Here is a 14,602-nt window from a genome sequence, read left to right on the forward strand (position 1 = left end):
ACGCACAGTGAACGCCGGGTGAGCCCCGTCACACATGCTCAATCGAGATGAAACAGTCCACGCTTTCGACTCGACACGGCACGAACCCCCCAGCAGGCTGAGCCGGTCGCGGGCGGTACGGGCCACCGCGGAGGGGAGCGCACCACGATGGCGGACGCCACGACGTCGACGGCCGAGGACGGGCCCGCGCTGAAGCGGGTCATGGGGCCGAAGCTGCTGCTGCTGTTCATCATCGGCGACATCCTGGGGACGGGCATCTACGCCCTGGTCGGCCAGGTCGCCGAGGAGGTCGGCGGGGCGGCGTGGGTGCCGTTCCTGGTCGCCTTCGCCGTCGCCATGATCACTGCGTTCTCCTACCTGGAGCTGGTCACCAAGTACCCGCAGGCGGCCGGCGCGGCGCTCTACACGCACAAGGCCTTCGGCATCCACTTCCTCACGTTCATGGTCACCTTCGTGGTGATGAGCTCGGGGATCACCTCGGCCTCGACGGCGTCCCGGGCGTTCGCCGCGAACCTGAACGAGGGCTTCGGGCTGGACCTGGGCAACGGTGGGATCGTCCTGATCGCGCTCGGCTTCATGCTGCTGGTCGCGCTGGTCAACTTCCGTGGCGTCGGCGAGAGCGTGAAGCTCAACGTGGTGCTCACCCTGGTCGAGCTGTCCGGGCTCCTGCTGGTGATCCTGATCGGGATCTACGCCATCGCCGGCGGCGACGCCGACTGGTCGCGCGTGGTCGCCTTCGACACCCCCGAGGACAAGGGGGTGTTCCTCGCGGTCACCTCGGCGACCTCGCTGGCCTTCTTCGCGATGGTCGGCTTCGAGGACTCGGTGAACATGGCCGAGGAGTGCCACGAGCCGCGCCGCATCTTCCCCAAGATCATGATCACCGGACTGACCGTCACCGGGATCATCTACGTGCTCGTCGCCATCTGCTCGGTGGCACTGGTCCCGGTCGGCCCGCTGGCGGCGAGCGAGACACCGCTGGTCGAGGTCGTGCGCGCGGGCGCTCCCGGCATCCCGGCGGACCTCGTGCTGCCGTTCATCTCGATGTTCGCCGTCGCCAACTCGGCACTGATCAACATGCTGATGGCCTCGCGGCTGCTCTACGGGATGGCCAACCAGGCCGTGCTGCCCAAGCCGCTGGCCCGGGTGCACCCGTTCCGCCGCACCCCGTGGGTGTCGATCATCTTCACGACGCTGATCTCGTTCGCGCTGATCTCCTACGTGTCGCTGGACTCCGACTCCGACGTCGTCTCCGCGCTCGGCGGCACGACCTCGCTGCTGCTGCTCGCGGTGTTCACGATCGTCAACGTCGCGGTGCTGGTGCTGCGCCGCGACCGGATCCCCGAGGACCACTTCCGGTCGCCGCCGGGGTTGCCGGTCGTCGGCGCCGTCGCCAGCCTGTACCTGGTCCTGCCGTTCTCCGGGCGGGACGCGATCCAGTACGAGCTGGCCGGGCTGCTGCTCGTGCTCGGGCTGGTGCTCTACGCGATCACGCTGCTGCTCAACCGCAGGCTCGGGGTGAAGAGGGCGACGCTGGACCCCTCGAAGCTGGACGGCTGAGCCGCCCGCTCACGGCCGCAGGACGATCTTCCCGACCTGGGAGCCGGACTCCAGGTGCTCGTGCGCGGCGACGACCTGGTCGAGCCCGTCGAAGACCCGGTCCACCTGCGGTGCGAAGTCCCCGCCCCGCATCCCCGCGACGACGAAGGCGGCCGCCCGGCGCAGGCGCTCGGCGTCGCGGGTCATCGCGAACAGGGTGAACGAGCGGACCACGAGGTCGGGCAGCGTCGCCGTCGGGAAGACCGTCGGCTCGCCGGAGAGCCTGCCGTGGATGACGATCGTGCCGTCCGGGCGGACCGCGTCGGCCATGGTCTCGACGGCAGGTCCGGCGACGGCGTCGAACACGACGTCCAGGCCCCGTCCGCCGGTGATCTCCCGGCAGCGGTCGACGAGGTCCTCCTCCCCCGTCGCGACGACGTGCGCGGCGCCGGCGTCGAGCAGTGCCTGCGCCTTGGCACGGCTGCGGCTGGTCGCGATCGGGACGGCGCCGATCCGGTTCGCGGTCGCGATCGCGGCCAGCCCCACGCTCGACGACGCCGCCGTGACCAGGACGTGGTCGCCCGGCTGCAGCACGGCCGGGCGCCGCGCACCCGGCTCGAGCAGCCCCGCGTAGGCGACCAGGAACGGCATCCAGGTCGCCGCCCCGGTGACCGCGTCCACCGGCCGCGGGACGAGTGCGCGCGCCGGGACGAGCGCGTGGTCGCCGTAGACGGTGTGGTCGTTCATCGAGAACGCCGGGACGACGCTCACCGGGTCCCCCACCGACCAGCGGCCGGCACCGGGGCCGACGGCGGCCACGGTGCCCGCGGCCTCGTAGCCCAGACCGGCCGGGAGCCGGGTCGGCTCGATGTACTCGACGCGCCGGAACATCGACTCGGCCCGGTTCAACCCGATCGCCTCGACCGCGACGACGACCTCCCCCGGCCCCGGCTGCGGCACCGGCTCCTCGACGACCGTCAGCACCTCGGGACCGCCGAGCTCGGTGAAGCGAACGACCCTGTTCATGGCCGCCACCCTGCCGCCCGCCGGACACGCGCCGCCCCCTCCGACCGGAGGGGTTGCACTTCCCTACTTTCACTAGTTAACTAGTGAAAGTAGGAATCAGGCGACACCGAGGGGGAGACACGACATGCACGCACGACGCACGATCATCGGGATCCTGGCCGCCGCGATCGCGATGGGCGGCGCCACCGGCACCGCGCTCGCCGACCCGGTCACCATCGACCCGACACCCCTGACGGTCACGTCGGGCCACGGACCGGTGGACGTGACGGTCCTGGGCCCCCACGGGAGCGGGTACTCCTTCACGCTTCCCGCCGGAGGCCGGAGCGACATCCCGACCGAGGGCGGCGGCTACGAGCGGATCGTGGTCAGCGAGAACGGGGTGACCATCGGCGAGCGGACACTGCTCAACCCGGATCTGCGCACCTACTGCGACGTCCGGCCCGCCACCGAGGAGACGCGCCTGAGCTGCGGGATCATCGCCTGAGCCACGGCCTGCGCTCCCCGGGCGGAGGGGATCCGGGGAGCGCAGGCCGTCCGCCGGGCCGGGTGCCGGTGGGGGATCGGCACCCGGCCCGCATGATGTGGCACCACCGTCCGGAGAGGAGGCACCGGTGATCGAGTACCGGATCGACCGGCGCTCCGGGGTGGCTGCGTACGCACAGATCGTCCGGCAGACGCGGGAGGCGCTGCTGCTGGGCACGCTGCGGGCCGGGGACCGGCTGCCGACGGCCCGTGAGGTCGTCGAGGCCACCGCGATCAACCCGAACACCGTGCTCAAGGCCTACCGGGAGCTGGAGCGGGACGGGCTGGTCGAGGCGAAGCGCGGTGTCGGGACCTTCGTCCGCCCCGACGCCACGGCCTCGGGGCCCGCCACGAACTCGCCGCTACGGGCCGAGCTCGAGGACTGGGCGGCCCGCGCCGTCACGACCGGGCTGTCCCGGGAGGAGGCCGACGCGCTGGTGCGTGCAGCCCTCGACCGGCACTACGACCGAGGAGACGCATGACCACCGCCACGACCGATGCGGTGCGCACCTCCGGGCTCGGCCGCCGCTTCGGCGGGACCCCGGCGCTGCGCGACTGCTCGCTCACCGTCGAGCCCGGCTCCGTCGTCGCCCTGACGGGCGCGCCCGGCGCCGGGAAGTCCACGCTGCTCGGCCTGCTGGCCGGGCTCGACCTCCCGACGGAGGGCACCGCCGAGGTGCTCGGTGCACCGGTGCCCACCGGCGGGCCGCACCCGGCGGTCGGCCACCTGGCTCCGTCGAAGCCGCTGCCCGACGACTTCACCGGCGCCGAGACGCTGCGGCTGGGGGCGGCGCTCAACCCCGGCCGCTGGGACGACCGCCGGGTCGCCGACCTCACCGGGCAGCTCCCGGCGGAGCGCCGGACGGCGGCGCTCTCGAGCGGGCAACGGGCGGTGCTCGCGCTCGCCCTCGTCCTGGGCCCCGGGCCGGACCTGCTGCTGCTCGACGAACCACTGGCCGGACTCGACCCGCTGACCCGCCGCCGGGTGCTGGCCGCGGTCACCGCGCACGTCGCCGGCACCGGGACGACCGCGGTGCTCGCCTCGCACGAGGTCGAGGACCTGCAGGACAGCTGCGACCGGCTGCTGTTCCTCGACCGCGGGCGGGTCCTGATCGACGCCGACATCGACGACCTGCTGGCCGAGCACCGGATCCTCGACGGTCCGGCCGGGGACACCGGCTGGCCGGACGACCACACCGTCGTCGAGCAGCGGGTGCACGGTCGTGGGCAGACCGTCCTCGTCCGCGGCCGCAGCCGGCCGGAGCCGCCCGCCGGGTGGCGGGCGCACGCCCCGGGGTTGCTGGAGGTGGTCGTCGGTCACCTCCGCGCGGCCGCCGGGCGGGAGGGGTCCCGATGACGTGGGGCGTCTGGCGCACCCACCGCGGCGCGCTGCTCGTCACCGCCGGGCTGGGGGTCGCACTGTGCCTGGCGCTCGTCGTGCTGGCCGCGGTGGACGCACTCGACACCGTCGCCCGCGACCCGTTCGGGGTGATCGAGAACCGGGTGTCGGACGTCACCGGGTACCTGGTGCTCGCGGCACCGGCCCTGGTGGGGGCGTTCCTCGGGGCTCCCCTGCTGGCCGGTGACCTGGAGCGTGGCACGCACGTGCTGCTGCTGACCCAGTCCGTGTCCCGGCGTCGCTGGGCGGGCTCGGCCCTGCTGGTCGGCGGGGGCGTCGCCGTCACGACCGTGGTCACCGCGGCCGCGGTGTACGCGGGTCTCGCCGCGACCGAGCCCTGGCACGACGCGCGCACCGTCGCCGCGACCGGGCTCGTCCCGCTCGCCCGCACCCTGTCCGCGCTCACGATCGGTGTGCTGACGGGGCTGCTGCTGCGCCGGGTCCTGGCCGCGTCCGTGCTGACGCTCGCGACCGTCGTCGTGACCGAGGTGGCGATCACGGCCCTGCGTGGCCACCTGGTCGCGCCCCGGCTGCGGACCGGCCCGCTCCCGCTGGGGGGTTCCTCGGGCGCCGGGGAACAGCGTCTCGACTCCGGCTACACCCTGACCGGTGGTGGCCTGCGCAGCGGTGCGTCCGGCACCGGCTGCACCCAGGACGACGTCGCCTGCCTGCGGGCCGCGGGCATCGACGGCAACTACGTGCTCGTGCACCCTGCGACCGACCGCTGGCCGCTGCACTGGGCGGAGGTCGCGCTGCACCTGGTCCTGGCGGCCGGCGCCGCCGCATGGCTGTTCGCACGACTGCGCCGGCCACTGGGCCGGTGAGCCGCCTGCGGGTCAGAGCGCGCGCAGCCGGCCCGCCAGCTCACCCTCGAAGAACGCGAAGAACTCCTCGACGTCCGGTCCGGCGCTGATCAGCGCCAGCCGGTCGTAGCCGGCGTCGGCGAAGCCCCGCACCGTCTCGACGTGGGTCTCGACGTCCGGGCCCGCCCCGAACGCCTCGGCCATGTCCTCCGTGCGCACGAAGGCCGTGGCCGCCTCGAAGTTGCGTACGTTCGGCAGCTCGGACTGGATCTTCCAGCCGGTGGGGCCGAACCGGAACAGCCGGTGCGCGGACTCCAGCGCCGCGTCGACGGTGCCGGCGTAGGCCAGCGGGACCTCGGCGTAGCGGGCGCCGGTGCCACCGGCGGCGGTGTAGGCCTCGATCAGGTCGGTGCGCGGCTCGGTGACGAACAGGGCGTCCCCCAGCTCGCCGGCGATCCGCGCCGCCTTCGGCCCGCCCGCGGCGACGGCGATCTCCGGCAGCGTCTCGGGCAGGTCGAACACCCGCGCGTCCTCGATCGACAGGTGCGTGCCGCGGTAGGTCCGGTAGCCGCCGGACCAGAGCAGCCGGATGATCTCCAGCGCCTCGCGGAACATCTCGTGCCGCACGCCGACGACCGGCCACGGGTGCCCGGTGACGTGCTCGGACAGCTGCTCGCCCGAGCCGACGCCGAGGGTGAACCGGCCCTCGGACAGCAGCGCGGTCGTCGCGGCCGCCTGGGCGATGATCGCCGGGTGGTAGCGGATCGTCGGGCAGGTCACGCCGGTGGCCAGGCCGATCCGCTCGGTCCGCATCGCGATCGCGGCGAGGATCGACCAGGCGAAGCCGGAGTGCCCGTGGCTCTCCAGCCACGGGTGGTAGTGGTCGGAGATCTCGACGAAGTCGAAACCGGCCTCCTCGGCCCGGACGGCCTGGCGGACCATCTCCTGCGGCGAGTAGGCCTCGGCGAAGAGCTTGAAGCCGATCTGCACGACGGGTGTCCTCTCCTCGGGTGTGCCCGGTGGGTTCCCCCGGGGTCCCCGATCACTCCTGCGGCAGCAGGACGATCTTCCCGGCGGTGTGCCGCCGCTCCAGCTCGGTGTAGGCGTCACGGACCCCGTCGAGCGGGAACCGGTCGGCGATCGTGACCTCCAGGGCGCCGTCGGCGACGAGCGCGCCGAGCGCGGCGAGGTCGTCGCGCCCCGAGGCGTCGGCGGTGCCCCGGGTGGCCGCACCGTGGGTCCGCGCCCCCTCGACGTCGATGATGGTGTTGATCCGCTCCGGGGCGATGCCGAGCTCGCGGGCGAGCGCGACGTAGCCGCCGCCGTACAGGTCGACGAAGGCGTGCACCCGGTCCGGCACCGCGGCGCGCAGGTTCGCCAGCGTCCGTTCCGGGGTGTCCCCGTAGGCCACCGGCGTCACGGCCATCTCGCGCAGCCGCGCGTGGTTGCGCTCCGAGGCGATCCCGACGACCTCCACGTCGCGCAGTGTCAGCAGCTGCACGGCGATCTGCCCCACCCCACCCGCGGCGCCGGAGACGAGCACCGTCTCGCCCGGCTGCGGGTCCACCGACGCGACCGACGCGACCGCAGCCGTCCCGGCGACGTAGAGCGCGCCTGCCGTCACGGCGTCGAGCCCGGCCGGGCGGCGCAGGACCTGCTCGGCGGGCACGTCGACGTGGGTGGCCTGGGAGGCGCGGTCGTCGGTCCAGCCGAAGACGTCGTCACCCGGCTCGACGTCGGTGACGCCCTCGCCGACCGCGGCGACGACCCCGGCCCAGTCGCTGCCCTGCCCGCTGGGGAACGTGCTGGGCCAGGTGTCGGCGAAGACGCCCTCGCGCACCGCGGTCTCACCCGGGTTGATCCCGGCCGCGTGCACCTCGACCAGGACGCGACCCGGGCGGGGATCGTCGAACCCGACGCCGGTCACGTACAGCTCGTCGACACCGCCGTACCGGTCGAACCGCACGGCCCTGCCCTCGCGTGTGCTCATGTCGGGCAGCGTTCCCGCTGTGCCACCGGCTGCACCGATGAGCCGGGTCACACCGTCGGGTGCAGCTGCGCGGAGCCGCCGGTGACCGTGCGCACGCCGCCCTTGAGCACCCAGCGGACCGGTGCGAGGGACGCGACCGCCGTGCCCGGGTCCGGCGCGTCCAGGCAGACCAGGTCGGCCGGGGCGCCGGCGACGACCCCGGTGGTCCGGGCCGGTGCGCCGAGCACCCGGGCCGCCCGGGGCCCCACCAGGTCCAGGCAGGCCGCCAGCTGCTCGGGCGACGCCTGGTGGGTCAGGTTGGCGTAGAGGTTGGCCATCCGGACCAGCGAACCGGCGCCGTAGGGGGTGAAGGCGTTGCGGACGTTGTTCGTGGCCACCGCAGCCGCCGCGTCGCGTTCGACGAGCCGGTCCAGGACGACGACCCCGCGCGGGGCACCGGCACCGGTCCGCCGCCCGGTGAGGAACAGGTCGGTCGAGGGCAGTGCGACGACGCCGACACCGGTCCCGGCGCAGCGGTCCAGCACCGCGGCCCGCCGGTCCGGCTCCAGGAACGACCAGGCCGTCCCGTGGCCCGCGGTGACCCGTCCGCCGAGCCCCGCGCGTTCGGTCAGCGCGCACAGCGTGCCGATCAGCGCGCCCTCGGCGGTCCCGTCGAACAGGTCCAGGTGCAGGTCGACGTCGGCGTCGTGGTCGGCGGCCAGCCCGAACACGCGGTCCAGCTGACCCGCGGGGTCGTCGTCGGCGTAGGGGGCACCGCCCACGACGGTGCGCCGACCCGCCGCGCGCGCCTCGCCCAGTGCCTCGTCGAGCAGCCGGGCGGTATCCGGTGAGCCGGTCAGGCCGTCCTGGGCGAACACGCAGATCTCGACGTCGACCGCCCAGGCCCAGTCGGCGGCGGCCCGCAGCACCCCCTCCAGCCCACGCCGCCCGACCGTCGGGTCCAGCTCGACGTGGGTCCGGATTCGGGTGGTGCCGTGCGCGACGCAGGACGCCAGGACGGCCCCGGCACGGGTGGCGACGTCGTCGACGGTGAAGTCCGCCTTCATCGCCGCGGTCTCGGCCATCGCGTCCTCGACCGTGCCGCCGGACCAGGAGCAGCGGTCCGCGGTCAGTGCCTTGTCCAGGTGCAGGTGCGCGTCGACGAGGCCGCCCACGACCAGCCGGTCCCCCGCGTCGATCCCGGGCAGCCCGTCCGGCACCACCCCGCCCACCGACCGGATCCGGCCGCCGGCCAGCACGATGTCGACGGCCCCGTCACGGCCGGGGACGCGGGCACGCCGGACGACGGTGACGGCCGGGTCGGGGGTCGCCGGTGCGGCGCAGGTGCTCACCCGGTGAACACTGTCTCCCCCGCCGGGATCCCGCAGGTCGACCGGTGGACAACCGGCCGACGCCCGGTACGGTGATCCCATCATCGACGCGGCCGCACCGTCCCGGGCTCGCGGCCCCGCCCCATCCGGCAGGCGGGGTCGTCGACCCGTCGCGCCCGCGGTCGGCGGGTCGTCGTGACCACGGCCGAGCCCGGGCGCCGGCGTCCGGCGCACGCCGGGAGCTGGCCGGAGCCGCTCTCACGGGTCAGCCTGCGCGAGCACAGCCCGGTGCCCGGGGTCACCGTCCTCGAGGTGATCGGTGACGTCGACCTCGCCGAGGCCGACGCGATCCGGGTCCGGATGTCGGAGATGCTGCACCAGACCCGGCCCGCGAGGGCGTTGCTGGACCTGTCCGGGGTCGGTTTCCTCGGGTCGCACGGCCTGACCGCCGTGGTCCGCTCCTCCCGGGCGGCGGGCGAGGCCGGGGTCCGCCTCGACGGGGTGACCGGGCCGGGCAACCGGGCGGTGATCCGGCCGGTGCGCATGACCGGGCTCGACCAGGTCATCACCTGGTACCCGGACCTCGACACCGCCCTGGGGGCCTGAGCCGGTCGTGCACGGGCGGCACCGATGACCCGGCCGGTCGCCGTCGTGTTCGCCGACGCCTGGACGAGGCCGTCGGCGCAGGACCACACCGACGACACCGAGGCCGTCGCCGACCTGCTGCGCCGCAGCGGACACGGGTTCGACGTCCGGACCGCCGGTCCGGCGGGCGACCGCCCGTTGCGGGAGGCACTGTCCGATCCGGACACGGTGCTGTTCGCCCACCCCGGCGCCTCCGGCGACGACGAGGCGGCGTTCCGCAGGCTGCGAGCCGACAAGGGGGCGATCCGCCGGTTCGTCCGCGGTGGCGGGTGCTACCTCGGGGTGTGCATGGGCGCGTTCCTCGTCGAGCGCGGTTTCCTCAACCTGGTGGACGTCGCGGTCGACGAGTACTGGTCCCGTCCGGGGGCCGATCCGGCCACCCCGGACCCGGCCCTGGTGACGGTGCGGTGGCGCGGGGCGGAACGGCGGATGTACTTCCAGGACGGTGGGGTGATCCGGCCGACACGCAGGGTGCTCGCCGACACCGAGATCCTCGCCACCTACGCCGACGGCACCGTTGCAGCGTGTGTCACCCGTTCCGGCGACGGAGCGGTCGGCATCGTCGGTCCGCACCCGGAGGCCCCGGCGTCGTGGTTCCACGACCACGGGGTCGAACTGCCGGCGGATCACGATCACGACCTGGGCGACGACCTCGTCGACACCCTGGTGAGAGCGGTACGACGGCCGTCGTCACGGTCCTGACGACGAGCTCGTCACCGGTGGCTACGCAGTCCGACCGTTCGGGGTTCACCGGTTTGCGAGTGATGATTGCCACGCTCTACCTGCACTTTTTCCACCCCGACGAGGGGGTAGGCCGGAGACATGTCCGACGTGTCCAACCGATCGGCCCTCACCGGTGGGGCCGGTGGCGGCGACGACCGCGCCACGCAGCCGGGGCAGCCCCAGGTGATCCGCCGGGACCTGCCGTACCGCCCCTCCCCGACCCGACGGCCGGTGCCGAGTCCCCGTCGTCGGGACAGCCGTCCGCTCGACGACCGCGTGCTCGTCCCCGGCGCCTCCCTGGAGGCCTCCCGGGCGCGGCCCGGCGAGCAGCTCGCCGAGGTCTTCGAGGAGGCCGTCGACCACCACCCGGGCTCCGTCGCGGTCGACACCGGCGACGCCGTGCTGACCTTCGCCGAGCTCGACGCCCGCGCCAACCGGCTCGCCCGGCACCTGCACGCGCGTGGCACCGGCCCCGGTGACGTCGTCGGGCTGCTGCTCGACGACCCGGTGGAGAGCTACACCGCGATGCTCGCGGTGCTCAAGGCCGGCGCCACGTTCGTCCCGATGGCCGCGGGATTCCCGGCCGACCGGGTCGCGTTCATCCTCGCCGACTCCGAGGCCGGGCTGCTGCTGGTGACCGACAGCGCGCTGGCGAAGGTCGGCGGGCCCGTGCGGGGCGACGTCGAGATCCTCTCCGTGACCGGAGCCGCGGCCGCCGCCGTCGCCGTCCGCTCCGGCGAGCGCCTGGGCCCGGACACCCGGCGCGCGCCGGAGGGCGACCACCCGGCCTACCTGATCTACACCTCCGGCTCCACCGGCCGCCCCAAGGGCGTCGTGATCGGGCACCCGGCGATCTGCAACTTCGTCCGGGTGGCGGCCGCCGAGTACGGCGTGCGCGCAGACGACCGCATGTACCAGGGGCTGACCCTGGCCTTCGACTTCTCGGTCGAGGAGATCTGGACGTCGTTCCTGACCGGTGCCACGCTCGTCCCGAAACCGGCCGGCGTGTCGCTGGTCGGCGAGGACCTGCACGACTTCCTCGTCGAGCGGCGCGTCACCGCGATGTGCGTGGTGCCGACGCTGCTCGCCACGGTCGAGGCCGACCTCGACGCGATCCGGTTCCTGCTCGTCTCCGGTGAGGCCTGCCCGCAGGACCTGATCCGGCGCTGGTGGACCCCGCAGCGCCGCTTCCTCAACGTCTACGGGCCCACCGAGGCCACCGTCACCGCGACCATGGCGGTGGTGCACCCGGACCGCCCGGTCACGATCGGGACGCCGCTGCCGACCTACGCGGCCCTCGTCCTCGACGCCGCCGACCCCACCCGGGTGCTGCCGTTCGGCGAGACCGGGGAGCTGGCCGTGGCCGGGGTGGGCCTGGCCGACGGCTACCTCAACCGCGACGAGAAGACCGCCGAGGTGTTCGTGCCTGCGCCGGTCGACCTGCCGAACAACCCGTCCGGACTGATCTACCGCACCGGCGACCTCGCACGGATCAACCCCGGCCGCGAGATCGAGTATCGGGGCCGCATCGACCTGCAGGTGAAGGTGCGCGGCTACCGCATCGAGCTGTCCGAGATCGAGGCCGTGCTGCAGGACCACCCGTCGGTCGCGATGGCCGTCGTGGACACGTTCGAGCCGACGTCCGGCACGAAGGAGCTGGTCGGCTACTACAGCCTGGTCCGCGGCGCCGAGCCGCCGACCGATCTGCGGGCCCGTCTGCAGGACCGGCTGCCGTCCTACATAGTGCCCGCCTACCTCGAGCACCTCGCGGTCATCCCGATGACCACCAGCGACAAGGCCGACCGCAAGAACCTGCCCGCCCCGACCGGCAGCCGGGTCGCCGCCACCGGACCGGTGGTGGGCCCGGCGACCGACGTCGAGCGCGGCCTGGTCGCCGAGCTCGCCTCCGCGCTGAGGGTGGAGGCCGCCGAGATCTCGGTCGAGGCCGACTTCTTCGACGAGCTCGGCGCCACCTCCCTGCTGCTGGCCGGATTCGCCGCCGCCGTGCGCCGCCGCGACGACCTGCCGTCGGTGTCCGCCCGCGACGTCTACCGCCACCCCACCGTGCGCCGGCTCTCCGCCGCGCTCGGCGACGTCGCCCCGACGGCGGCGGCGGAGCCGGTCGAGCCGGTGCGCGCCCGTCCGGTGGCGCACGCGCTGACCGGGGTCGCGCAGCTGCTGTCGCTGCTGGCATCGGGGTTCGCCGCCGCCGCGGTGCTCGTCCTCGGCTACCGCTGGGTCTCCGCCGCGCCCGACGCGTGGGCGCTGACCGGACGGGCGGCGATCTGGTCCGGCGGGGTGCTCCTCGGTCTGGTGCTGCTGCCCGTGGTCGCCAAATGGACGCTGGTCGGGCGCTTCCGCGAACGCCGCATCCCGTTGTGGGGTGCCGCCTACCTGCGGTTCTGGGTGGTCTCGACGCTGATCCGCACCAACCCGATGGCGCTCGCCGCCGGTACCCCGCTGTACACCGCGTGGCTGCGGCTGCTCGGAGCGCGCATCGGGCGCGGCAGCGCGCTGTTCGGTGCCGTCCCGGTCGCGACCGACCTGGTGCGCGTCGGGGCCCGCACGATCGTGCACCCCGAGGCGTCGCTGCAGGGCTACCGGGCGGTACCCGGCGCGCTGGAGTTCGGCCCGGTCGGCATCGGCGACGACTGCGTCGTCGGCGAGGCCGCCGTCCTCGACATCCGGACCTGGATGCAGGACGGGTCGCAGCTGGGCCACGCCTCGGCACTGCGTCCCGGCAGCACCGTGCCCGCCGGCCGGGTGTGGCACGGCTCGCCCGCGGTCCGTCCGACTCGGACTACCGCGGGCCCGCGGCCGTCGGGGCGGGACGGCTGCGCCGGGTCGTCTACTCGGCGGTGTTCGCCGGACTCGCCTGGGCCCTCGCCACGGCGGTGTCGGCACTCGTCGTCGCCGCGTTCGCCCGCTTCGCCCCGCGGGTGGCCGGGCTGATCGGGCTGACCGGTACCGAGATGGGCGCGCACTGGTGGTTCTTCCTGGTCGGCGCCGTCGCGGTGGTGGCGCTGGTCGTCCTCGCGCTGCTGGTGGGCGTGCTCGCGGTACTGACGCTGCCGCGGCTGGCCGCGCTGTTCGTGCCGGTCGACCGGACCTTCCCGCTCTACGGCGTGCGTCACGTCGCCCAGCAGATCGTGACCGGCGTGTCCAACGCGCGCTTCCTGGTGCTGCTGCTCGGCGACAGCTCGTTCATCACCGGCTACCTGAAGGGCCTGGGCTACGACCTGGACGACCTGCGCCAGACCGGGTCGAACTTCGGCACCCAGCTCCGTCAGGAGTCGCCGCGGCACGCCCGCGTCGGCACCGGGACGATCGTCTCCGACGGCCTGCGGATGATGAACACCGAGCTGTCGCACGACTCGTTCCGGATCCGCCCGGTGCGGCTGGGCCGGGACAACTTCGTCGGCAACGACGTGCACCTCCCGCCGGACGCCCGGATCGGCGACGACGTGCTGCTCGCGACCAAGGTCATGGTCCCGGTCGACGGTCCGGTGCGGACCGGGGTGGGACTGCTCGGCTCCCCGCCGATGGAGATCCCGCGCACCGGCACGGGACCGCACCCGAACCACCCGGCGACCGACGAGGAGCTGGCCCACCGGCTGCGGTCGAAGAACCGCTACAACGCCTCCACGGTGGTCGTCACGGTGCTGCTGCGCGCGCTCGGCGTCGCGGTCGCGCTGGTCCCGCTCGGTGTCTCGGTGGCGCTGTGGCCGGTGTGGGGCCTGTGGGCCCTCGGCCCGGCCGTGTTCCTCGGACCGCTGCTGCTCATGGTGTGGTCCGCACTGCTAGAGCGCGCCACGCTCGGCTTCCGCGGCCTGCAGCCGCGGACGGCGTCGATCTACGACCGCTACTTCTGGTTCCACGAGCGGCTCTGGAAGCTCTACGTCCGTCCGGTGCTGGCCGGGACCCCGATGCTCGTGTGGCGCAACCGGCTCGCCGGGCTGACCGCCGGCAGGCGGGTGTTCGACGACGGCGCTGCCCTCCCGGAGAAGAGCCTGGTCTGTCTGGGCGACGACGTGGTGCTCAACGCGGGGTCGGTCCTGCAGTGCCACTCGCTGGAGGACGGCCGCTTCGAGTCCGGCCGGATCCGGGTCGGCGACGGCGTGTCCGTCGGCGTGCGGGCGTTCGTGCACTACTCCACCGACCTCGGCGACGGCGCGACGCTGGCCGCCGACTCGTTCCTGATGAAGGGTGAGCAGGTGGGCCCGGGCGAGCGCTGGGGTGGCAACCCGGCCGAGCCGGAGGCCGACGACGCGCCGGTGCCCGACCACCGGTCGGCGGCGGCCGCGGAGCTCCCGGTCCCGGTCTCGGTCGTGCCCGTGCTGACCCAGCCGTTCACCGAGGAGGTGTTCCTGTCGCGGGTGCAGCAGTACCTGGAGCTGCACGACGTCGCCTGGGCCACCAACGCCTCGGTCGCGGTCCTCGACACGCTGGCCCGCAGCCTCGGGTCCGACGCCCGCGACGATCTCGCCCGGCACCTGCCGTCCGGGCTGCGGGCCCAGGTCCCGTCGCTGACCGGGTACGGCTCGCGACCCGGCCAGCACGCCGTCGACGACTGACCCGACGACCCCGGAAACCGGTTGTGCACTATTGACGACACCCCCTCCGCAAGGGACCGTGAACCGGTCCC

General features: G+C 74.1%; 13 protein-coding genes. 9 read left to right on the plus strand and 4 right to left on the minus strand.

Annotated elements, in window-relative coordinates:
• The first annotated feature begins 147 nt into the window (after positions 1-147).
• Entirely contained in the window at positions 148-1,560 is a 1,413-nt protein-coding gene (locus tag KPF47_RS05070; protein WP_224387379.1) for an APC family permease, read from the plus strand.
• A 9-nt stretch (positions 1,561-1,569) separates the two neighbouring features.
• Here the strand turns inward: KPF47_RS05070 and KPF47_RS05075 are convergent, their stop codons facing one another.
• The gene (locus KPF47_RS05075) at positions 1,570-2,565 is read right to left on the minus strand and encodes a zinc-dependent alcohol dehydrogenase family protein (protein ID WP_224387380.1); all 996 of its coding nucleotides are present in this window, start codon (positions 2,563-2,565) and stop codon (positions 1,570-1,572) included.
• A gap of 124 nt (positions 2,566-2,689) precedes the next feature.
• On the opposite strand from KPF47_RS05075, the gene KPF47_RS05080 reads away from it, so the two are divergent.
• The 4 genes from KPF47_RS05080 (at position 2,690) to KPF47_RS05095 (ending at position 5,310) form a co-directional block, all read left to right on the plus strand.
• The gene (locus KPF47_RS05080) at positions 2,690-3,049 is read left to right on the plus strand and encodes a hypothetical protein (protein WP_224387381.1); all 360 of its coding nucleotides are present in this window, start codon (positions 2,690-2,692) and stop codon (positions 3,047-3,049) included.
• Between the two features lie 127 nt (positions 3,050-3,176).
• Positions 3,177-3,569 (plus strand): GntR family transcriptional regulator, encoded by a 393-nt coding sequence (locus KPF47_RS05085; protein ID WP_100879270.1) that lies wholly within the window; start codon positions 3,177-3,179, stop codon positions 3,567-3,569.
• Positions 3,566-4,444: an ATP-binding cassette domain-containing protein gene (locus KPF47_RS05090; protein ID WP_224387382.1), complete on the plus strand. Its 879-nt coding sequence runs from the start codon at positions 3,566-3,568 to the stop codon at positions 4,442-4,444. Before KPF47_RS05085 ends, KPF47_RS05090 begins: the two co-directional genes overlap by 4 nt.
• On the plus strand, positions 4,441-5,310 hold the full coding sequence (locus tag KPF47_RS05095; protein WP_224387383.1) for a hypothetical protein: 870 nt from the start codon (positions 4,441-4,443) through the stop codon (positions 5,308-5,310). The genes KPF47_RS05090 and KPF47_RS05095 overlap by 4 nt, the downstream gene beginning before the upstream one ends.
• Before the next feature lie 12 nt (positions 5,311-5,322).
• Here the strand turns inward: KPF47_RS05095 and KPF47_RS05100 are convergent, their stop codons facing one another.
• Genes KPF47_RS05100 through KPF47_RS05110 form a run of 3 tightly spaced genes read right to left on the minus strand, consistent with a single transcriptional unit; the run spans position 5,323 to position 8,610 of the window.
• Entirely contained in the window at positions 5,323-6,279 is a 957-nt protein-coding gene (locus KPF47_RS05100; protein WP_224387384.1) for a TIGR03557 family F420-dependent LLM class oxidoreductase, read from the minus strand.
• Positions 6,280-6,331: 52 nt separating this feature from the next.
• Positions 6,332-7,279 (minus strand): NADP-dependent oxidoreductase, encoded by a 948-nt coding sequence (locus KPF47_RS05105; protein ID WP_224387385.1) that lies wholly within the window; start codon positions 7,277-7,279, stop codon positions 6,332-6,334.
• A gap of 47 nt (positions 7,280-7,326) precedes the next feature.
• Positions 7,327-8,610, minus strand: a complete 1,284-nt coding sequence (locus tag KPF47_RS05110) for an amidohydrolase family protein (RefSeq protein WP_224387386.1) — start codon at positions 8,608-8,610, stop codon at positions 7,327-7,329.
• Between the two features lie 174 nt (positions 8,611-8,784).
• Here KPF47_RS05110 and KPF47_RS05115 point away from each other — a divergent pair, with 174 nt between their 5' ends.
• The 4 genes from KPF47_RS05115 to KPF47_RS05130 all read left to right on the plus strand — a co-directional run bounded on the left by KPF47_RS05115 (position 8,785) and on the right by KPF47_RS05130 (position 14,531).
• Positions 8,785-9,195, plus strand: coding sequence for an STAS domain-containing protein (locus KPF47_RS05115; RefSeq protein WP_224387387.1), 411 nt, complete (start codon positions 8,785-8,787; stop codon positions 9,193-9,195).
• Positions 9,196-9,219: 24 nt separating this feature from the next.
• Positions 9,220-9,936 carry a hypothetical protein gene (locus KPF47_RS05120; protein WP_224387388.1) on the plus strand — a complete coding sequence of 239 codons (717 nt, stop codon included), beginning with the start codon at positions 9,220-9,222 and terminating at the stop codon, positions 9,934-9,936.
• A gap of 129 nt (positions 9,937-10,065) precedes the next feature.
• Positions 10,066-12,909, plus strand: a complete 2,844-nt coding sequence (locus tag KPF47_RS05125) for a non-ribosomal peptide synthetase (RefSeq protein ID WP_224387389.1) — start codon at positions 10,066-10,068, stop codon at positions 12,907-12,909.
• The gene (locus KPF47_RS05130) at positions 12,816-14,531 is read left to right on the plus strand and encodes a hypothetical protein (protein WP_224387390.1); all 1,716 of its coding nucleotides are present in this window, start codon (positions 12,816-12,818) and stop codon (positions 14,529-14,531) included. Before KPF47_RS05125 ends, KPF47_RS05130 begins: the two co-directional genes overlap by 94 nt.
• Positions 14,532-14,602: the final 71 nt, after the last annotated feature.

Source organism: Pseudonocardia sp. ICBG1293 (assembly GCF_020131355.1).
In the GTDB taxonomy this organism is placed as follows: Bacteria; Actinomycetota; Actinomycetes; order Mycobacteriales; family Pseudonocardiaceae; genus Pseudonocardia.